This window comes from Halomonas sp. RT37 (assembly GCF_040070525.1).
Classification (GTDB): Bacteria; Pseudomonadota; Gammaproteobacteria; order Pseudomonadales; family Halomonadaceae; genus Halomonas; species Halomonas litopenaei.
Genome location: NZ_CP098827.1, coordinates 1,811,203 through 1,830,779, shown reverse-complemented (window position 1 = coordinate 1,830,779; position 19,577 = coordinate 1,811,203). Strand labels below are relative to the sequence as shown.

19 protein-coding genes are annotated in these 19,577 nt (G+C 66.3%); 4 read left to right on the top strand and 15 right to left on the bottom strand.

Annotation, left to right across the window (positions count from 1 at the left end; translation table 11 throughout):
- Nucleotides 1–83: 83 nt before the first annotated feature.
- On the bottom strand, nucleotides 84–824 hold the full coding sequence (locus tag NFG58_RS07985; protein ID WP_045993479.1) for a sigma-E factor negative regulatory protein: 741 nt from the start codon (nucleotides 822–824) through the stop codon (nucleotides 84–86).
- 276 nt (nucleotides 825–1,100) lie between these two features.
- Nucleotides 1,101–1,703, bottom strand: coding sequence for an RNA polymerase sigma factor RpoE (rpoE, locus tag NFG58_RS07980; RefSeq protein ID WP_108132698.1), 603 nt, complete (start codon nucleotides 1,701–1,703; stop codon nucleotides 1,101–1,103).
- Nucleotides 1,704–2,004: 301 nt separating this feature from the next.
- Here rpoE and NFG58_RS07975 point away from each other — a divergent pair, with 301 nt between their 5' ends.
- The gene (locus tag NFG58_RS07975; protein WP_045993477.1) at nucleotides 2,005–3,078 is read left to right on the top strand and encodes a 3-deoxy-7-phosphoheptulonate synthase; all 1,074 of its coding nucleotides are present in this window, start codon (nucleotides 2,005–2,007) and stop codon (nucleotides 3,076–3,078) included.
- A gap of 181 nt (nucleotides 3,079–3,259) precedes the next feature.
- Here the strand turns inward: NFG58_RS07975 and dinG are convergent, their stop codons facing one another.
- Nucleotides 3,260–5,407, bottom strand: coding sequence for an ATP-dependent DNA helicase DinG (gene dinG, locus NFG58_RS07970; protein ID WP_108447691.1), 2,148 nt, complete (start codon nucleotides 5,405–5,407; stop codon nucleotides 3,260–3,262).
- Nucleotides 5,408–5,509: 102 nt separating this feature from the next.
- Complete coding sequence (gene rhlB, locus NFG58_RS07965; protein WP_045993475.1) at nucleotides 5,510–6,784, bottom strand: ATP-dependent RNA helicase RhlB; 1,275 nt, start codon at nucleotides 6,782–6,784, stop codon at nucleotides 5,510–5,512.
- Nucleotides 6,785–6,998: 214 nt separating this feature from the next.
- Here rhlB and NFG58_RS07960 point away from each other — a divergent pair, with 214 nt between their 5' ends.
- Both NFG58_RS07960 and xthA read left to right on the top strand, forming a co-directional pair.
- Nucleotides 6,999–7,262 (top strand): hypothetical protein, encoded by a 264-nt coding sequence (locus tag NFG58_RS07960; RefSeq protein ID WP_045993474.1) that lies wholly within the window; start codon nucleotides 6,999–7,001, stop codon nucleotides 7,260–7,262.
- On the top strand, nucleotides 7,262–8,077 hold the full coding sequence (gene xthA, locus NFG58_RS07955; protein ID WP_348827913.1) for an exodeoxyribonuclease III: 816 nt from the start codon (nucleotides 7,262–7,264) through the stop codon (nucleotides 8,075–8,077). The genes NFG58_RS07960 and xthA overlap by 1 nt, the downstream gene beginning before the upstream one ends.
- Before the next feature lie 148 nt (nucleotides 8,078–8,225).
- On the opposite strand, the gene NFG58_RS07950 is transcribed toward xthA, so the two are convergent.
- From NFG58_RS07950 to NFG58_RS07900, 11 genes are all read right to left on the bottom strand, one after another.
- Nucleotides 8,226–8,879, bottom strand: coding sequence for an SCO family protein (locus tag NFG58_RS07950; protein ID WP_348827912.1), 654 nt, complete (start codon nucleotides 8,877–8,879; stop codon nucleotides 8,226–8,228).
- 135 nt (nucleotides 8,880–9,014) lie between these two features.
- On the bottom strand, nucleotides 9,015–9,452 hold the full coding sequence (locus tag NFG58_RS07945) for a copper chaperone PCu(A)C (protein ID WP_348827911.1): 438 nt from the start codon (nucleotides 9,450–9,452) through the stop codon (nucleotides 9,015–9,017).
- 100 nt (nucleotides 9,453–9,552) lie between these two features.
- Nucleotides 9,553–9,888, bottom strand: a complete 336-nt coding sequence (locus NFG58_RS07940) for a hypothetical protein (protein ID WP_045993471.1) — start codon at nucleotides 9,886–9,888, stop codon at nucleotides 9,553–9,555.
- A 51-nt stretch (nucleotides 9,889–9,939) separates the two neighbouring features.
- The gene (locus NFG58_RS07935; RefSeq protein ID WP_348827910.1) at nucleotides 9,940–11,154 is read right to left on the bottom strand and encodes a hypothetical protein; all 1,215 of its coding nucleotides are present in this window, start codon (nucleotides 11,152–11,154) and stop codon (nucleotides 9,940–9,942) included.
- A gap of 33 nt (nucleotides 11,155–11,187) precedes the next feature.
- Nucleotides 11,188–12,009: an energy transducer TonB gene (locus NFG58_RS07930; protein ID WP_108132695.1), complete on the bottom strand. Its 822-nt coding sequence runs from the start codon at nucleotides 12,007–12,009 to the stop codon at nucleotides 11,188–11,190.
- Nucleotides 12,006–12,416, bottom strand: a complete 411-nt coding sequence (locus NFG58_RS07925) for a biopolymer transporter ExbD (RefSeq protein WP_045993419.1) — start codon at nucleotides 12,414–12,416, stop codon at nucleotides 12,006–12,008. The genes NFG58_RS07930 and NFG58_RS07925 overlap by 4 nt, the downstream gene beginning before the upstream one ends.
- A complete protein-coding gene (locus NFG58_RS07920) occupies nucleotides 12,409–12,948 on the bottom strand; it encodes a MotA/TolQ/ExbB proton channel family protein (RefSeq protein WP_045993418.1) in 540 nt (179 codons plus the stop codon). The genes NFG58_RS07925 and NFG58_RS07920 overlap by 8 nt, the downstream gene beginning before the upstream one ends.
- Complete coding sequence (locus tag NFG58_RS07915; protein ID WP_348827909.1) at nucleotides 12,926–14,392, bottom strand: MotA/TolQ/ExbB proton channel family protein; 1,467 nt, start codon at nucleotides 14,390–14,392, stop codon at nucleotides 12,926–12,928. Before NFG58_RS07915 ends, NFG58_RS07920 begins: the two co-directional genes overlap by 23 nt.
- Nucleotides 14,392–15,246, bottom strand: a complete 855-nt coding sequence (locus NFG58_RS07910) for a DUF3450 domain-containing protein (RefSeq protein ID WP_348827908.1) — start codon at nucleotides 15,244–15,246, stop codon at nucleotides 14,392–14,394. Before NFG58_RS07910 ends, NFG58_RS07915 begins: the two co-directional genes overlap by 1 nt.
- Before the next feature lie 306 nt (nucleotides 15,247–15,552).
- Nucleotides 15,553–16,479 (bottom strand): FAD-binding protein, encoded by a 927-nt coding sequence (locus tag NFG58_RS07905; RefSeq protein ID WP_045993417.1) that lies wholly within the window; start codon nucleotides 16,477–16,479, stop codon nucleotides 15,553–15,555.
- Nucleotides 16,476–17,228: an electron transfer flavoprotein subunit beta/FixA family protein gene (locus tag NFG58_RS07900; RefSeq protein ID WP_045993416.1), complete on the bottom strand. Its 753-nt coding sequence runs from the start codon at nucleotides 17,226–17,228 to the stop codon at nucleotides 16,476–16,478. The genes NFG58_RS07905 and NFG58_RS07900 overlap by 4 nt, the downstream gene beginning before the upstream one ends.
- Nucleotides 17,229–17,607: 379 nt before the next feature.
- Between NFG58_RS07900 and NFG58_RS07895 the strand changes: the two genes are divergently transcribed.
- Nucleotides 17,608–19,275: an electron transfer flavoprotein-ubiquinone oxidoreductase gene (locus NFG58_RS07895; RefSeq protein WP_045993415.1), complete on the top strand. Its 1,668-nt coding sequence runs from the start codon at nucleotides 17,608–17,610 to the stop codon at nucleotides 19,273–19,275.
- The last annotated feature ends 302 nt before the right edge of the window (nucleotides 19,276–19,577 follow it).

The window sequence follows — 19,577 nt, the reverse complement described above, 5'->3', positions numbered from 1 at the left end:
TGTCCTGACAGGCACTGCTGAGAATGCGCTCGGCCCCTCAGGGCCGAGCAGATCATTGCTATCTCGATGCCAGATCGATCACCTCAACGGGCTTCCGCCGGGGTGCTGCGCAGCATCGGCATCCAGTTGTCGGCACTGCTGAAGGCCGCCCCCTGGGCATGACGATCGAGGTAGGACTGCAACAACTGGGCCTGCGCCTGGTCACTGACCCGCGACTGCTGGGCAGATGGCGACAGCATCATCGGCGAGGCCACCTGGGCGCCGACGGTCATCAGGCCATTGCTGGAGCCTGTGCCGGACTGAAACATCGGCAGATCCATCAGCGAAGGCCGAGACGCCGCTACGCTGGCAAGCTCTGCACCTGGCACGGCGGACGCCGTCTGTGCTGCGCCGCTATTTACGCCGCCGCTTACGCCACCCGCAGCCCCGCTGCTGGCGACACCGGCACCGGAACCGTCGATGGAGCCATCGAAGGCGCCGTTGTAGAACTGAACCCCGCTGATCACCATCAACGAGACCGCCGCGGCAATACCGGCACCGCGTGCGAGCCCCATTCCGCCGCGCTTGGCGACCGCGCCGTCGGCGGGAGCCTCCATCTGCGGCGCAGGCTCATCCTCGAGGCGAGCCAAGATACCGGCGGACAGATCCACCGAGGGGTCACTATCGGTCTCGCGGCGCAGCGCGGCACGCATCAAATGGTAACGACGCCAGCTCTCGGCGCTGTCCTGGTCGCTCTCGAGCGACTTCAGCACTCGACGCAATTCCAGCTCGTCACCTTCATTGTCCATCAGGGCTGAAAGCGATTCCCGTGCGTTCAGACTCATTCTCCACACCTCATTTCGACGAAGCGTCGCGCCTCCAGCTCCATAGACCACCGGAGATGCGCCAAGTTCCGCCACCGATTCTCGGTTACTCGCCACCGGCTCGAGCGCCAGGTGACGACCGTCGTTGATTGTTGCATCGGGCCGGTCACTGGGTAAGACGCCCAATCTGGCGAACAGTTCATCCCAATTTGAAAAAAATGGGGAATTCGGCAACAAAAGGGGTCGCCCTGCCTCACCACTGCGCCCACGACCAGCTCGCAGGCTCACGATAGCGAATCAGGGAAGTGACTCGGCGTTTCGCGAGGTCGTCATCAGCGGCTGAATATGTTGATCCACCGCCTCCCTGGCGCGAAAGATGCGCGAGCGCACGGTACCCACCGGGCACTGCATGATCTGGGCGATGTCTTCATAGGAAAGACCATCGAGCTCGCGCAGGGTGATGGCGGTGCGCAGGTCATCGGGAAGATTTTCGATCGCCTCGAATACCGCCGCCTCGAGCTGGTCCCTGGCGATGGACGCCTCCGGCGTCTCGATATCGGCCAGCCGGCCACTCATGTCGACGATCTCGGCGTCATTGATATCCAGATCGCTGCCCGGCGGACGACGCCCGCGGGACACCAGATGATTCTTGGCGGTGTTGATGGCGATGCGGTACATCCAGGTATAGAAGGCGCTCTCGGCGCGAAACTTGCCAAGCGCCCGGTAAGCCTTGATGAAGGCTTCCTGGGCCACGTCCTGCACCTCGGCATGGTCGCTGATGTAGCGGCCGATCAGGCCCAGAATCTTGTGCTGGTACTTCTTGACCAGAAGGTCAAAGGCTCGGGTATCGCCCTTCTGCGCGCGCGCCACCAGCTGCTGGTCCGTTTCCTTGGGCGTCATGTCTCTCCTCCCCGACGATGTCGGGCTGACGACGCCGGACCCTCGGTCTGGCCCTTGGCAACAGGGTGCCACCTTTCGCCTGTCGGCGATGTATAGGTCATGGGTCTCGTCATGATAAAAGGCACAAGTGTTCCTGTTTCCTTGGCTCGCATCAAGCGTTCTCTGAGTGCATCTCTCGACGCCGCTCCGACATCGGGTGCGCGACAAGGTTCCCTCAGGCGATTGAATTTACCCCTCCCTCAAGGGATAGTAGAGCCACGCAGAAACGTCAGCGCTGACACGATACACACAGGTAGACCTCATGTCCGACAAGCAGGTGAACAACCTCAACGTCCTGGCCCAGGATGTTCTCGTCACTCCTGAGCAGTTGAAGCAGGAAATTCCTCTTTCTCCCGAGGCCGAGGCCACGGTGATCGAGGGCCGCAAGACCGTGCAGAACATCCTCGACGGCACCGATCCCAGGCTGCTGATGGTGGTGGGCCCCTGCTCGATCCACGATGTGGACGCCGCGCTGGACTACGCACGTCGCCTGCGCCGCCTGGCCGACGAGGTGAAGGACAGCCTGTACATCGTGATGCGCGTCTACTTCGAGAAGCCGCGCACCACCGTGGGCTGGAAGGGTCTGATCAACGACCCCCACCTGAACGGCTCCTTCGAGATCGAGGAAGGCCTGCACATCGCCCGTCGCCTGCTGGTGGAGCTCTCCGAGCTGGGCCTGCCGCTGGCCACCGAGGCACTCGACCCGATCTCGCCCCAGTATCTGCAGGACTGCATCAGCTGGTCGGCCATCGGCGCCCGCACCACCGAGTCCCAGACCCACCGCGAGATGTCCTCCGGCCTGTCATGCCCGGTGGGCTTCAAGAACGGCACCGACGGCAGCCTCGACGTGGCCGTCAATGCGCTGCAGTCGGTCGCTCACCCGCACAACTTCCTGGGCATCGACCAGCAGGGCCAGGTGGCGATCATCCGCACCCGCGGCAACGCCTACGCCCACGTCGTGCTGCGCGGGGGCAACGGCAAGCCGAACTACGACAGCGTCAGCGTAGCGCTGGCCGAGCAGGAACTGAAGAAGGCCGGGGTCAAGCCCAACATCATGATCGACTGCTCCCACGCCAACTCCAACAAGGACGCCGCCCTGCAGCCGCTGGTGCTCGACAACGTCACCCACCAGATTCTCGACGGCAACCGTTCGATCATCGGCCTGATGGTCGAGTCCAATATCGGCTGGGGCAACCAGAAGATCACCGAGGACCTGAGCGAAATGGCCTACGGCGTCTCCGTGACCGACGCCTGCATCGACTGGGACACCACCGTGGAGGCCTTCCGCAGCATGAACGAACGCCTGGCCCCGGAGCTGGCAAAGCGGGTGAATTGATTCGCCCCTGGTGCGGGGCAAGGGGCTGAAAGGCCCCGACGCCAGGCGCCAGCGACGCCGTCATCCCCAGCGCCAGCAACGCCTGCAGAAGCAACGCCCACGACAGCAAGGAGCCCGCCAAGTTGGCGGGCTCCTTGTTTTTGGCCGGTGTATCGCGCCTGCTCGCGAGGCGCGGCTTCCCTCAGCCGGCCTGGCTTACGCCGTCGATCTCGCGCACGAAGGGCGGCAAAGCGTCGAGCAGCGCGCGGCCGTAGCGGCGAGTCAGCACGCGGCGATCCAGCAAGGTGATGCGGCCACGGTCGGCCTCCTTGCGAATCAACCGACCACAGGCCTGGACCAGCTTGATCGAGGCATCCGGCACGCTGATGCGCATGAACGGGTTGCCGCCCTGGCTCTCGATCCATTCCGCCAACGTCGCTCCCACCGGGTCGTCCGGCACGGCGAACGGCAGCCGCGTGATCACCACATGGGTCAGGTAGTCGCCGGGCAGGTCGATGCCCTCCGCGAAGCTCGCCAGACCGAACAGGATGCTGCCCTCGCCGGCGTCGATACGCTGGCGATGGCGGCTGACCAGCTCGCGCTTGGGCAGACGGTCCTGGGCCAGCACTCGCTCTCGACGCTCCCGCGACAGGGCCTTCTCCACCCCGCGCAGCTGGGCCCGGGACGAGAACAGCACCAGCACCGCTTCCTTGTCGTCGAGAGCCTCGACGAAGTCGACGATGGCCCGCTCGTGGCCGTCACGGTCGGCGGGGTCCACCGCCTCCCGGGGCACGCTGAGCACCGCTCGGGAATAGTCGAAGGGACTCGGCAGACGCTGGTAGCGATAGCGGTTGGCCAGCCCCGCCCTCTCCTGCAGGCGCTCGAAACGGCCCAGGGCGGTCAGGGTGGCCGAGGTCACCACAGCGCCGTGACAGCGCCCCCACAACGAACGCGCCAGGGTATGGGCCGCAGATACCGGACTGGCCGAGAAGATCAGCTCGGGCTCGCCCTGGAAGCGCTCCAGGGTTAGCCAGCGTGCCCGCGGCGGTGCGTCCGCCGGATCGCCCTCGGCAAAGGCCTGCCACAGGGCGTGGGCCTCCAGCGCCCGGCCGTGCAGCAGCGCCAGCAGCGGCAGCCAGGCCTCGGCCTGCTCCCGGGCAAGGCCGGTGGACTTCTCCGGGTCCAGGCTCTCGCGCAGGATGTCGGTCATCGACTCGAGCAGACGGCAGAGCTCGGCGAAGGGCACCACCAGCGCCTCGGCCTGGGCCCGCAGGGCCTCGGGCACACGCCCCATCTCGAAGCGGTGCTGAGCACCGTCCTCGTCGTCGTTGAGCCCATGGGGCCGCTCGGCCAGCTGGTGGCCCAGCGCAAACACCTCGCCCAGGCGTGGCTCCAGCGCTTCCATCGCGGTGGGCAGCGCGCCCAGCAGTCGCGCCAGGGTCGGCTGCACGCCCAGGGCCGTATTCAGCTCGGTCAGCGAGCCCCTGAGGTTTCTCAGCCAGCGCAGCCCGCCGCCCACGCTGAAGCGATGGGTGAAGTGGGAGATCGCCTTGTCCGGCAGGTGGTGGCCCTCGTCGAAGACGTAGATACAGTCGGCAGGATCGGGCAGCACCAGGCCGCCGCCGAGCGCCAGATCCGCCAGCACCAGGTCATGGTTGGCGACGATGACGTCGGCCTGATCCAGGTCGCGCCGGGCACGAAAGAAGGCACAGGCACCGAAGTGCCCGCAGCGGCGGTTGGTGCACTGGCGGTGATCCACCGTCAGTCGCCGCCAGTGGCCGTCGTCGATGGCCTCGCCCCAGCTATCGCGATCCCCTTCCCAGCGACCGTTGCCGTAGGCGTCTCCCATGGCGGCCACCAGCGCCTTGAAGTCATCGCCGGTGGCGGCGTCCAGGCTCTGCTCGAACAGCGACAGGGTCGGGTTTTCCTCGGCGCCGTCCATGGCCGCGTCGAGCTTGGCCACGCACACATAGCGCCCGCGCCCCTTGGCCAGAGCAAAGTCGAAGGACAGTCCGCTGTGGGCCTTCAGCGACGGCAGGTCCTGGTGCAGCACCTGCTCCTGCAGCGCCACCGTGGCGGTGGCCAGCACCAGGCGCTTGCCGCGCGCCTTGGCCACCGGCAACGCCGCCAGCAGGTAGGCCAGGGTCTTGCCGGTACCCGTGCCCGCCTCCAGCACGCAGACGTGCTCATCGCTCACCCGCTTGCCATCCTCGTCGGTCTCGATACCGGCCAGGGTGCGGGAGATCTCGGCGATCATCAGTCGCTGCCCGTAGCGCGGGGTCAGCTCCAGCGCCTCCAGCACCCGACGATAGGCGCTTTGAATCTCGCTCTTGAGGGCGTCGTCTAGCATGGCGGGTCCACGACAATTGAGAAAAAGGACAAGGGGGAGAGACGCAAAGGGCCGGCGCTGGGCCGGCCCTGACTGCGTACAAGCGTCAAACGCCTGACGGGCTTACAGAAGCCCTTCCGGCGGATGCTCGCAGGGCAGCTTGTCGCCGATGAAGCGCTCGATCTCGGGCAGCGAGAAGGCGTCTTCTTCACCCACGAAACTGATCGACACGCCCTTGGCGCCGGCACGGCCGGTGCGCCCGATGCGGTGGACGTAGTCCTCCGGATCCTCGGGCAGGGTGTAGTTGATCACGTGGCTGACGTCCTCGATATGGATGCCACGGCCGGCCACGTCGGTGGCCACCAGCACCTGAATCTCGCCCTCGCGGAACTGCTCCAGGGTGCGGATGCGCTGGTTCTGCGGCACATCGCCGGACAGCATGGCCACATTGATGTCGGCCTTCTTCAGCAGCTCCAGCAGCTTGCGCACCAGATCGCGGCGATTGCCGAACACCATCACCCGGTCGAACGACTCCTGCTGCAGCAGGTTGACCAGCAGTCGCTGCTTGTCTTCGTCGCCCACCATGTACACCCGCTGATCGATATCGGCGGCGTTATCCACGGTGACCGCGATCTCGACGTGGGCCGGCTGATGGGTCCACTGGCTGGCCAGGTTGAGGATGTCCTCGGTGAAGGTCGCGGAGAACAGGAAGGTCTGCCGCTCTTCGGTCTTCGGCGTGTAGCGGATGATGCGCTTGACGTCGGGAATGAAGCCCATCGACAGCATGCGATCGGCCTCGTCCAGCACCAGCACCTCGACCTGACCGAGGTCGATGTCTCGTTTCTGCTGGAAGTCCAGAAGGCGGCCCGGAGTGGCCACCAGGATATCGACGTTGCCGGCAAGCCCCTCGCGCTGCTTCTGGTAATCCATGCCGCCGACGACGCTGGTCACCTTGAGCGAGGTGAAGCGCGCCAGGGCCTTGGCGTCCTTCTCGATCTGCAAGGCAAGCTCGCGGGTCGGCGCCACGATCAGTGCGCGCGGCGTCCCCGGCTTCTGGCCATCCGGCACCTCCTCCTCGAGGAAGTAGGCCATCATGGAAATCAGGAAGGCGGCGGTCTTGCCGGTACCGGTCTGGGCCTTGCCCACCACGTCTCCACCCATCAGGGTGTGGGTGAGGGCCTCGGCCTGAATCGGCGTGCAGTACTCGAACCCGAGCGCATGGATGGCGCGCATCAGCGGCAGCGGCAGATCGAAGTCGTGGAACCGCCACTTGCCCGCCACGGCGGGCACCTGAAACTGGCGCAGATCCCAGTTGGACTGGCGGCGCCTCGGCTTGCGGCGACGACGCTTGGGCTTGCGGCTCTCGGCCGGTGCGGTGGTCTGTTCCGACTCGCTCATAGGCTGTGCTGTGTGTCCGTCTCGAAGAGAAGTTGAAGGAAAGCGGAAAGCGTCGAGGCAACGGCACAGGGCCCCCTCGAGTTTCCTCAAGCCGGGTATTGTACCAGCGTCTGGCCGTTTGGGCTTGCCCGATGCGCATCGAATCGTGTCTAGCGGCTGTCCTGGCGGCCCCGCACTGATAGAATGTGCCCATTGAATACAGGAGCCCCGCGTCATGACACGCCGCAAGAAGACCCGTTCCCTGGCCGACAAGGTGACCATCCGTACCGGTCGGCGCAAGGACTACAAGCAGTGGCGCCACGAAAATCCCGATGAGGTCACCTCATCACGGCGCTTCTCCGCCAAGAAGCGCCAGCAGCGCAAGGCCCAGGCCGCACGCCGGCTGGAGCGCATGCGCGCCGCCCCGTCGATCGAGATTCACCCCGAAGGCAAGGGGCCGGACAGCAGTAACAGCGACAGCAACAAGGGAGAGCAGTAATGCGCCTGGTGTGCTTCAACATCAACGGCATCCGCGCACGCCTGCACCAGCTCGAGGCGCTGATCGCCTCCCACCAGCCCGACCTGATCGGTTTGCAGGAAACCAAGGTCCAGGACAGTGAATTCCCCCGCGAGGCGGTGGAAGCCATGGGCTACCAGGTGCACTTCCATGGCCAGAAGGGTCACTACGGCGTCGCCATGCTGACCCGCGAGGCCCCGGAGGAGGTTCGCTATGGCTTTCCCGACGACGGTGAAGACGCCCAGCGCCGCATGATCGGCGTGCGTCTGCGCGCCGCCGACGGCGAGCATGTATGGGTCTACAACGGCTATTTCCCCCAGGGCGAGAACATCGAGCACCCGACCAAGTTTCCCCACAAGCGCGCCTTCTACGCTCAGCTCCAGCGCCTGCTCGACGAGGACCACTCCCCCAGCGAACGCCTGGCCGTGATGGGCGACTTCAACATCTCGCCCGCCGACATCGATATCGGCATCGGCGAGGCCAGCCGCAAGCGCTGGCTGCGCGAAGGCAAGACCAGCTTTCAGCCGATCGAGCGCGAATGGCTGGATGGCATCAAGGCCTGGGGCCTCGAGGACAGCTATCGCCGCCTCTACCCCGAGGTGGACGATCGTTTCAGCTGGTTCGACTATCGCTCGAAGGGCTTCGATCGCGAACCCAAGCGGGGCCTTCGCATCGACCATATCCTGACCACGGCATCGCTGTCCGAGCGCGCCACCGACGCCGGCATCGACTACGACCTGCGCGCCATGGAAAAACCCTCGGACCACGCCCCGGTGTGGACCGAACTGGATCTTTAGAACTTCACAACACCACGCGCGGCACCAGAGACTGCATCAAGCTGCCACGCAGCGAGGCGTGAAGGCGCGTTACCATCGAGACGCGAAAGGGCCACTTCAGGTGGCCCTTTGCTTTTCCAGCTGCATTTTTGCAAGAAGATGGGGACCTCTACCCCTTCTCCACCAGCCTTCGGATGTCTGCGGCGATGGAGTCCACCGGATCGGTGTCACGCATCAGCAGACGGGCGTCGCCGCCTGAATCGAAGGCGAAGATGGCGCTGGAATGGTCGACGTCGTAGCTGCCGTCGACCTCGGGTTCGCCCAGACGATAGCTGACACGGTAGCGGTTGGTGACCGCGTCGAGTGCAGCCTTGTCGCCGGTAAGACCGATAAACCGCGGTCCGAAGGCTTCGGTATAGGCGTCGAGCACCTCGGGACTGTCGCGCTCGGGATCCACCGAGACGAACAGCACCCTGACGGCGTCGCGGGTCGGCTCGTCGAGTTCACGAATCGCCGCTGACAAGCGAGCCAGCGCGGTGGGACAGACGTCCGGGCAGTGGGTGAAGCCGAAGTAGACCAGTGTCGTCTTGCCGGCGTAGTCACCCTCATCGACCTGCTGGCCGTTCTCGTCGATCAGTTCGAAGTCCAGCGCCGGCATGGCGTCGGAGATGTCGGTGCCACGCCAGTTGACGTCCTCGCAGCCGGCAAGGGCAAACAGCGCAGCCGTCAGCAGCAGTGCCGCACCAGCCCTGACGACTGCCTGGCTCGCACCAGCTCCCCTTCTCTGCACCCTGCCATTGCCGCCGGTCCTGCCCTGTCGCATTGCCAACCTCGTAGCTTTCATTTCATGGGCCGTTGTCTCGGCTCTACTTTGCAGCCCCTGCTCCCGACACCGTTCTCTCGACATCACTTTGCCGACCTAACTGTCTCAGCTGTCTCAGCCGTCTCAAGACCGTCGTTACAGCGCCGCCGGCGAGACCACCTCGAAGGTCGTCTCGATGCGCTCGTCCCCTTCGAGGATCAGGCGGACCTCGACTTCATCGCCAATGTTCAGCGACTGTTGCGGCTTCATGAACATCAGGTGATAACCCTGGGGGGCGAACTCGCGGGTCTCGCCGGGGGGCACTTCGAAGCGCTCGACGCCGTGCATCATGGCCATGCCGTCTTCCTCCATGCTCATGTGCAGCTCCACCGAGGCGTAGGCGTCGGTCTCTGCTCCGACCACCGCTGCCGGCTCGTCGCCCGCATTGTAGAGCTTGAAGTAACCGGCGCCAGGGCGGTCGCCGGGCAGCATGCGCAGCCTTGCGTCGCTGATCTCTAGCTCGGCGGCAAGCACCGGGGTAGTCGCCAGCAGCGACAGCAATCCGGCAACCAGGGTGCCCTTGAACATGCGCATGAAAACGTCTCCTTGAGAAAGTGCCGGCACGAGCCTGTGTCGACGAAGGTGGGTCAGTCGTCAACCGCCAACCAACACCGGTCACCGTCGATGGAAACCATCAGCACAGCGCCGACAGGCCACAGTGGGTATTGAAACGACGGGAGTTGACGTCCAGCTCCACCTCGCCGCTCTGGGTATCAAGATAGAAGGAGGCAAAGCCTTCGTCAGATGCCAGGCGATAGGAGCCGCACACGCCATAGCCGTAGCGCACCTCCTGCAAGTTGGCGAGCTCGATCGGTGCCGAGGTCTGAAGGGACGCCGCCAGGGCGGCGCGCGCGTCATCGTCCAGACGGCTGTCGGACATCGCCTGGGAGCCAAAGATGGCCGCCCCGAGCAGCACCACGGCCACCGCGGGAACGATGACCAGCAATATAAGGCTTCTGGAATTCTTCATGGGGCGAATTCTACGCTGAGGGTCATTTTTGCCACAAGGCAGCGAGCCGCCTCAGCCAGCGCCTTCATCGGAGGGTCGAGGTGAATCCGTGGCGCCAGCGCCAGGTTCAGCGGCCGCGCCCTGCCCCGTCTGCGAGCCCGCGGACAGCGCGCCCAGCCAGGTTTTCGCCTCGTCTTCGCCCTTGGCGAGTGCGCGGTTCAATGCCTCGCGCGCGGTCTGCTCGCGGCCCCAGCCTGCGGCAATCTGTCCCAACCGGAGCCAGTCCGAGCCAGCGTCGGAACGCTCGGCAAGAGTCTGCCAGGCGTGCAGCGCCTGGTCATGGTCGCGAGCCTGAAACCAGGCCTCGGCCAGCAACCGGCGACGTTGCTCGCTATCCTCGAGGACGCCTTCCGCCAGCGCCCGTTCGAGCAGCTCGGCGGCGCGTGCGGGGGTACCGGCGGCCAGGTGGAGCTCGATGCGACGTTCAAGGTCATCGTTGCCGGACAGGGCGCTCTGACGCCAGCCGGCCTCCCACAGCGCCGCGGCCCGGACCGGATCACCCAGGCGCTGGGCCATGGCCGCGGCCCGGCGCCAGGCATCGGCATCAGCAGGATCGGTGGCAAGCCGCGCCTCCAGGGCCGCCAGGGCCTGATCGAGACGACCGCTCTTGTGCATCACGCCACCGGCGAAATCGAGCCGCGCCTGACTCGGCTGCGGGTCCGCCGCCTTGGCCCGTTCGACCCCATCGGCGGCGGCCTCCCAGTCCTCGTCGGCGGCCGCCAGCTCGGCCAGGGTCCAAAGTGCCTCGACATCCTCGTGGCGTAACAGCCAGTCCTCCAGCAGCGCCCGCGCCTGCTGACGTTGCTGCGCCTGGATGCGCTGTTCAATCTCCTGGCGCAGCCAGCGATCTCGCTGGGCCTGCTCGACCCCATCGATCCGGCGGGCGCTGGCCAGGTGATCGGCCGCCTCCTCGGGCCGGTTCTGGGCCGACGCCGCCCCGGCGGCAAGCTGCAGGTAGAGCGCCCTGGCCCAGCGGTCCGAGGCGTTGCCTCCGGTGAGCCGCTCGGCCTGGCTCTCGGCCTTGGCCTCGACCCCTGCCGGGTCGTCGGCCAGGCGCTGCTCGAGGCCCTTGAGGTCGGCGATGATGCCACCGGACAGGGTCGGCGCGGCGCTTGCCGCAGGACTTGCCAGTGCGCCGGCCAGACCCGCCATCAGGCCCAGCGCCAAGGCGGCACCAGTGCCTTGCAGGTAGCGCCCCAGCGGGGTGGTCTTCAACAGTACTGCCATGGCGATCGACCCCTTGTGTGGCTATCTCGACATCTATCTCAACTGGAACTCGAGTCGTTGACGCGCCCGCCGAAGCCCTGACGCCGCCTCGAAGCGCCAGCCGGCGATGGCCTGACGCGCAGCGTCCTCGAATACCCGGCGGGGGCTGGCCTCGAGTACCTGAATGCTGCCGCGATCGACGCTGCCGTCGGCGCGGATGATAAATTGCATCACCACATAGCCCTCGAGCCCACGACGCTGGGCCCGGCGCGGGTACTCCGGCGGCACCTTGCGCGTGGCTCGGGCCGAGGTGCCCACGTCCACCGGCTCGTTGGAGGCAGGCGCGGCGGCGCCGGCCCCCGCCGCACTGGCGCTGCCCGTGTTGCTGGTCGCATTGGTGGCCACGCTGGGCGCTGGCGTTGGCTGTGGTGCGGGCTCGGGCTGCGGTGCGGGCTCAGGCTGCGGCGTCGGCTCCGGCCGGGGTTTCGGTTCGGGCCTGGGCTCGGGTTCGGGCTCAGGTTCAGGTTCTGGCGGCGTCTCGGTCAGCTCCGGCAAGGCGCTGTCCAGCGCCTTGGGCTCTCGTGGCGGCGGTACCACCTCGGGGTCCGGCAACTGGATCTCGCTGACAGCGGTCTGGGCCGGGCTCGGCGGCGGCGGCGCGGCGGCCACCGGCGGTGGAGGTGGCGGCGCCGATGCCGAAGCAGCGGAGGCCTCCGCCGGGGCCTCGGCCTGGGGCGCCACCGCCTCGGCCAGGCTCAGAGTGATTTCCTCGCGCAGCTCAGGCTCGGCCTCCGGTGGCACCACCAGCAGCGCCAGCAGGGCGAACAGTACCAGGGTCAGCAGGCTACCCGCCGCCAGAGAGACCACTCGCCTCATGCGTCGGAGCTCCTTTCGGCGGCGACGGCAACCTTTTCGACACCGGCGTCGCGCAGCCGGTCCATGGTCTCGATCAGCACCCCGGTGGCGGCGTTGCGATCGGCCTGGATCACCACCGAGCCATCCTCGGAGAGCATGCCGGCGACGGTGGTGCCGACGCGATGGATGTCCACCGGCTCACCGTCCACCCACAAGGCGCCTTCCGGTGTGATCGCCACCAGCACCTGGACGTCGGGACGGGAAGAGGCGGCGCTGGACTCGGGCCGCTCGATCTCTACCCCGCTCTCCTTGATGAAGCTGGTGGTCACGATGAAGAAGATCAGCATGATGAAGACCACGTCCAGCATCGGGGTCAGGTTGACCTCGCTGGCCTCTTCGGCGCCGGCGGACAGTCGACGTCTACGCATGTGCATCCTCCGCGGCGCGGGCAAGGCGGTCGTGCAGCCGCTGATCCTCGCGCCGAATGATATGTTCAAGCCGTGTAATGAACAGAAGCCCCACCACCGACACCGCCATCCCGGTCAGGGTCGGCAAGGTGGCCCGGGCAACGCCGTCGGCCATGGCGCGGGCCTGGTTGCTGTCGGCCATGGACAGACTGTCGAATACCGTGATCATGCCGGTCACGGTGCCGAGCAGCCCGAGCAGCGGGCAGATCACCACCAGGAGCTTCAACCAGGGCAAGGGGCCACGCAGGCGTCGGATCAGCTCCGTTACCCAGACCTCGCGCAGGGTGCGGGCACTCCAGCTCTGGTGGTCGGGCCGCTCGACCCAGCGGCGCATCAGTTCGGCCCGGGCCGGGCGATAGTGGAAGCGAAAGAACCACCAGCGCTCGAGCCCCACCGAGAACAGCAGCATGGCCACCACGGCGATCACCACCAGCACCGGCCCGCCGGCGTCGATCAGCCGGACGAGGGGATCAAGCCAGGGGTGCATCGGCATGGCGCCTGCTTCCTTGCTTAGCGTCGGTGGCCGGCTGCAGGGCCTTGCGATCGGCTTCCAGACGGTCGGCCAGCACCGCGCTGGCGCGGCCTTCCATGGTGCCGATCAGGGCGCGCGAGCGTGACGACATGGCGGTATGGGCGAACAGCAGCGGTACCGCGGTGATCAGGCCCAGCACCGTGGTCACCAGCGCCTGACTGATACCGCCGGCCATCAACTGGGGGTCGCCGGTGCCGAACACCGTGATCGACTGAAAGGTCACGATCATGCCGGTCACCGTGCCCAGCAGGCCCAGCAGCGGCGCCACCGCAGCGAGCATCTTGACCAGTGCCTGGCCGCGTTCGAGACGCGGCTGCTCGGCCAGCATCGACTCGTCCAGACGTGCCTCCAGGGCTTCGGGAGCATGGCCGGCACCGAAGGCGTGGAAGCGCTGAAGCACCCGGCCCAGGGGGTTGTCATTGGACAGCTCATCCATGTTGGCGAGCTGGCGACGGGTGGTCATGCTGACCCGCAGCAGGTACAGATACTGGCCAAGGGCGATCAAAAGGCCCAGGGCGCCCAGGGTGACCACCACATAGCCGACCGCACCGCCCTGATGGAAGCGCTCGAGCAGCGTGGGCTGGCGCGACAGCGCCTCGATCACCCGTCCGTCGGCAGGATCCACCGGCAGCAGCTGGCCATCGCCTGACTGATAAGCGTCGAGCACAGCGCCGACGCGCTCCGGGGTGTGCTCGAGGGCGGAGAGCCGCCCTTCGTCGCCGACCCGCTCGAGCAACTGGCCGCCGCCAAAGGCCATCAGGTCACCCACACGGGTCACCTGGCGTGGCGCGACCTCACCGCTGCCTGCGGCCACCGGCGCCTCGAATCGACGCACCAGCCCGGTCTCGGCGGTCAGCCCCATCAGGCTGTCGGCCAGGGTCTCGATCTGGGCGACGGTCAGGATGGCGTCGTCGTCCAGCCGCGGCGGCAAATCGACGTCGGCGCCCAGGGTCAGCAGGCTCTGGCCGAGATCGTCTCTCAGCTCACCACTGGTGCCGGCCACCGCGCTGAACACCGCGTTGAGGTCGCCGCCCTCGGCATCACGCTGGGCACCGATCTCGTCCAGCGCCTGACGCGCCTCGGCCATCTCGGCCTCCAGACGCTCACGCTCTTCCCGGGCGGCGTCACGACGGGCCTCGGCCTCCTCGAGCGCGGCCGACAGCGCGTCACTGTCCTCCACCAGCTCGGCCAACCTCGCCTGATCACGCGCCTCGGCGGCCTCTCGCTCCAGCTTGAAGCTCGACAGTACGCTGTCGCTATCGCTGTGCTGCTGGGCCATGGCGGCAGGCGCAGCGGCGGCCAGCAGCGCGGTCACGGCGGCACCCAGCACCAGCCTGCGGGCGAGGCCCTTGCCCATCGGGTTGTGCCGGTTCAGCGACACCGGGAAATCCGTCAAAGACACCATCAGGAACGCTCCTCGATCGGTTGGGTCAGCGGCAGCGTCAGCAGTTCCGGTGCACGCTGGTCACGCACGATCTGCAGGCCCTTCTCCACCTGGTCGCGCTCGGCAGCGGACAGCGACTGCCAGCCTCCGTCGTCCCATACGCCACCGTTCTGGCCATCCGGGGTCAGGTAGTACCAGCCCACGCGTCCCAGTCGCAGGAAGTCGACCTCGCGGGTCTGATCGCCCTCTTCCAGGGTGCCGCGCCAGGCATCGAGATCGCGCCCATAGTCGAGCTCGGCACGCCAGGCCGCCAGCACCCGCTCGAGCTTCTCGGCTGCGGTCAGCTCGGGGTTGGCCAGGGAGGCCTCGAGCGACGCCACCCGGGCCTTGCGCTCGCCATGGAGGAATGGCACGTCCTGATCGACCCAGGCGTCGAGGCGGCGGGTCATGTCGTTCAACAGGCCCGGCAGGGCGTCGCGGGTCTCGGCCATGGTCGCCATGCCCTGACTGCGCTGCTCGAGGGTCGCCTTGAGCTGCTCGAGCTGGGGGGCCAGCGCCTGGTTGTAGGACTGAAGCCGCTGGGCCTCCTGCTCGGCCTGGCGCAGCGCCTCGATACGCTGACGCACCTCGTCGTCGGCCTGATCGATCCGCGCCTGCAGCTCGGCCTGGGTCGTCTGGGCCGCCAGGGCCTCGTCGCCGAGATTGTCCGCCGTGTTCTGTGCCTGGGCTACCCCGCTGTGCCCCAGCGCCAGCGCCAGCGCACAGGAGACGCCCAGCAGGCTGTTCCTTGCCGCTGCGCCAGCCGTCACCACATCGCTGGGGCTAGCCTGTGATGGCCCGGCGACGGGCCGCCCGTTGATCTGCTTGTTCGCCATTCCAAGGCCTCCGACCTGCTCTCGCGCCGCCTTGGGGCGCCGCGTCAAATGCCACGACAGTACCCGAAACACGAATTGTTATCAATGCGAGCAAGGTGCCTCTACCCCGAGTTCATCGCTGTCAACACCTCTCGGGCAAGGGCATCGACGCCCCTGTCCGACAGCGGATCGGCACGCCTGGCGAGGGGTTGGCGGCCATGCACATCGATGCCAGACACCCACCAATAAAAACGCCGTGGCGTTGGCCGCCACGGCGTTTGTCAGCGTTGCCGGCCTAGCCGGCACAGCCGTTTCTACATCTTGCACTCAGAGCTTGCTGTCGAGCTCCGGAATGGCCTCGAACAGATCGGCCACCAGGCCATAGTCGGCGACCTGGAAGATCGGCGCCTCCTCGTCCTTGTTGATGGCGACGATGACCTTGGAGTCCTTCATCCCGGCCAGGTGCTGGATGGCACCGGAGATGCCCACGGCGATGTACAGGTCCGGCGCCACGATCTTGCCGGTCTGGCCGACCTGCATGTCGTTGGGCACGAAGCCGGCATCCACCGCGGCACGGGACGCACCGATGGCGGCGCCCAGCTTGTCGGCGATGTTGTCGAGGATCTTGAAGTTCTCGCCGCTGCCCATGCCGCGACCACCGGAGATGACCACGCGGGCAGCCCCCAGCTCGGGACGATCGCTCTTGGCCAGCTCTTCACCGACGAAGCTCGACAGGCTGTTGTCGATGCTCGCCTCGACCGGTTCGATGGCAGCGGAGCCACCCTGGCCGACGGCGTCGAAGGCGGTGGAACGCACGGTGATGACCTTGAGCGCGTCCTCGCTCTGGACGGTGGCGATGGCGTTGCCGGCGTAGATCGGACGCTTGAAGGTGTCGGCGCTCTCCACCGCGATGATCTCGGAGATCTGGGCCACATCCTTCAGTGCCGCCAGGCGCGGCAGCACGTTCTTGCCGGTGGTGGAGGCGGCCGCCAGCACATGGCTGTAGTCGTCGGCCAGGGCCACCAGCAGGTCGGCGGTGGGCTCGGCCAGCAGGTGAGCGAAGGTCTCGCTGTCGGCGACACGCACCTTGCTGACACCATCCAGCTTGGCGGCGGCCTCGGCCACGGCGGCTACGTCCTGACCGGCGACCAGCACGTCGATATCACCACCGATAGCCTGGGCGGCGGCCACCACGTGGGCGGTGGCGTCGGCCAGCTGGCCGTCGTGGTGTTCTGCCAGAACCAGAATGCTCATGAAATCACCTTCGCTTCATTCTTCAGTTTGTCCACCAGCTCGTCCACCGAGCCCACCTTGACGCCACCCTGGCGCTCGGCCGGCGGCTCGACCTTGACCAGCTTGAGACGGCTGGCTACCTCGACGCCCAGATCGGCCGGGGTCATCACGTCCATCGGCTTCTTCTTGGCCTTCATGATGTCAGGCAGCTTGGCGTAGCGCGGCTCGTTCAGGCGCAGGTCGGTAGTGACCACCGCCGGCAGCTTCAGCGACACCGTCTGCAGGCCGCCATCGATCTCGCGGATGACCTTGAGGGTCTCGCCTTCGACTTCCACCTCGGAGGCGAAGGTGCCCTGGGCCATGCCGGTCAGCGCGGCCAGCATCTGGCCGGTCTGGTTGTTGTCGGAGTCGATCGCCTGCTTGCCGAGGATGACCAGCTGCGGCGCTTCCTTCTCGACCACCTTGGCCAGTGCCTTGGCCGCGCCCAGCGATTCAACGCGCTCGTCGCTCTCGACGTGGATGGCGCGATCGGCCCCCAGCGCCAGGGCCGTGCGCAGCTGTTCCTGCGCCGCCTTCGGCCCCACGGTCACCGCCACCACCTCGGTCGCCACGCCCTTCTCCTTCAAGCGCACCGCCTCTTCCACGGCGATTTCGCAGAAGGGATTCATGGCCATCTTGACGTTGGTCAAGTCAACGTCGCTGCCATCCGGCTTGACCCGGATCTTGACGTTGTAGTCGATGACGCGTTTGACCGCGACGAGTACTTTCATGTTGTCCTCGCTTGGTTCATCTGGGGAACCTTGAATGTAAGGAAGGAACCATCAACACGTTAGCGGTGACGGGCACCGCATCGATTTACGCATCGCGTGTCCCGAGAGGACACCACGATTGAGAACTTTTCGCTATGCCCTTATGCGTTTCATGCAAGCGTTTGATAGGGGCTCGGTGCGTACCTTCAATGTGCCACAGGCCGGGCCTTGGCAACAATCCCCGCATGCCGAGTCGACCATTGGGGAGGGTCGACCATCGTAAGGATGACCCGACGACGCTATTATGCCTATCATGGGACACACCGTGAAGCAAACGACCGTTTAAAATCTGTACGACGTTGGTGGCACCCCGACGTCACGCCGAGGAGGAAAGCACCCGATGGCAGAACAAGTAGAACGCGACACCATGGAGTTCGACGTGGTCATCGTCGGCGCCGGTCCGTCTGGACTGGCCGCCGCCTGCCGACTGATGCAGCAGGCCAACGAGGCCGAGCAGGAGCTGACCGTCTGCGTGGTCGAGAAGGGCTCCGAGGTGGGCGCCCATATTCTGTCCGGAGCGGTGCTCGAGCCCCGCGCGCTATTCGAGCTGTTCCCCGACTGGGAGGAGCGTGGCGCCCCGCTGACCACCCCGGCGGTGCGTGACGAGCTGTACCTGCTCAAGGACGCCGAGAAGGCCCAGAAGCTGCCCAACGCGCTGGTGCCCAAGAGCATGCACAACACCGGTGGCGACATCACCCGCTATGTGATCAGCGCCGGCAACCTGTGCCGCTGGCTGGCCGAACAGGCAGAGTCCCTGGGCGTCGAGATCTTCCCGGGCTTCGCCGCCCAGGACGCCATCGTCGAGGACGGCGTGGTACGCGGCATCCTGACCGGCGACATGGGCGTGGCCGCCGACGGCAGCGAGAAAGGCGGCTACGCACCGGGCATGGAGCTTCGTGCGAAATACACCCTGTTCGCCGAGGGCGCCCGTGGCCACATCGGCAAGCGCCTGATCCGCGAATTCCGCCTGGACGAGGGCAAGGATCCCCAGCACTACGGCATCGGTCTCAAGGAATTGTGGGACGTACCGGCGGAGCAGCACGAGCCAGGGCTGGTGCTGCACGGCTCCGGCTGGCCGCTGGACAAGAACACCCACGGCGGCTGGTTTCTCTACCACGCCGAGAACCAGCAGGTGGTGGTCGGCCTGATCATGGACCTGGCCTACCAGAACCCCTACCTGTCGCCGTTCGACGAGTTCCAGCGGATGAAGCACCACCCGGTGCTCAAGCGCTACCTGGAAGGCGGCAAGCGGGTGGCCTACGGGGCCCGTGCCATCGCCAAGGGCGGCCTCAACTGCCTGCCGAAGATGACCTTCCCCGGCGGGCTGCTGATCGGCTGTGACGCCGGCACCCTCAACTTCGCCAAGATCAAGGGCATCCACACCGCCATGAAGTCCGGTCTGGTGGCGGCAGAAAGCGTGTTCGAGTCGCTCAAGGACGGCAACGAGGGCGGCGACGAACTCAAGGCGTTCGAGGCCAGGTGGCAGGACAGCTGGGCCTACAAGGAGCTCGAGCAGACCGCCAGCTTCGGTCCCGCGATCCACAAGTACGGCACCGTGGGCGGTGGCGCCTACAACTTCGTCGATCAGTTGCTCGGCGGCAAGTTGCCCAGGGTCCACGACACCACTGCGGACCATGCGGCGCTCAAGCCCGCCAGCGAGTTCGAGAAGATCGACTACCCCAAGCCCGACGGCAAGCTGTCCTTCGACAAGCCCTCCTCGGTGTTCCTGTCCAACACCAATCACGAGGAAGACCAGCCCTGCCACCTCAAGCTCGAGGATTCGGAAATTCCGATCCACAAGAACCTGCCGGAGTACGCCGAGCCCGCTCAGCGCTACTGCCCCGCCGGGGTCTACGAAGTGGTCGAGGGTGACGATGGCCAGCCGCGTTTCCAGATCAACTTCCAGAACTGCGTCCACTGCAAGACCTGCGACATCAAGGACCCCGCCCAGAACATCACCTGGGTCGCCCCGGAAGGCGGCGGTGGTCCCAACTATCCCAATATGTGATCGCGGGCGGGCCGCGTCGCTGCCGAACGCGGCCCAACCATGACCCAGGGCGTTGACACGCCCGTTAGCCAACACCCTCAGCGGACGGGCCCAGCCCCGTCCGTTTTTTTTATTGCAGGGCATACACTTAACGTCATAACAAATCGGTCTATTGGGCTTCTTGCCAAGACATCGCCGAGCCCTAATAGTGTGCCCCCTTATCGATCGCCCCCCCCCCTGCCGAACACCCGCCTTGTCATCGGCCTATCCGGCCGAACTCCAGGCCAGGGACAACGACAGGGCAGCCGTGATCGAGGCCGCTA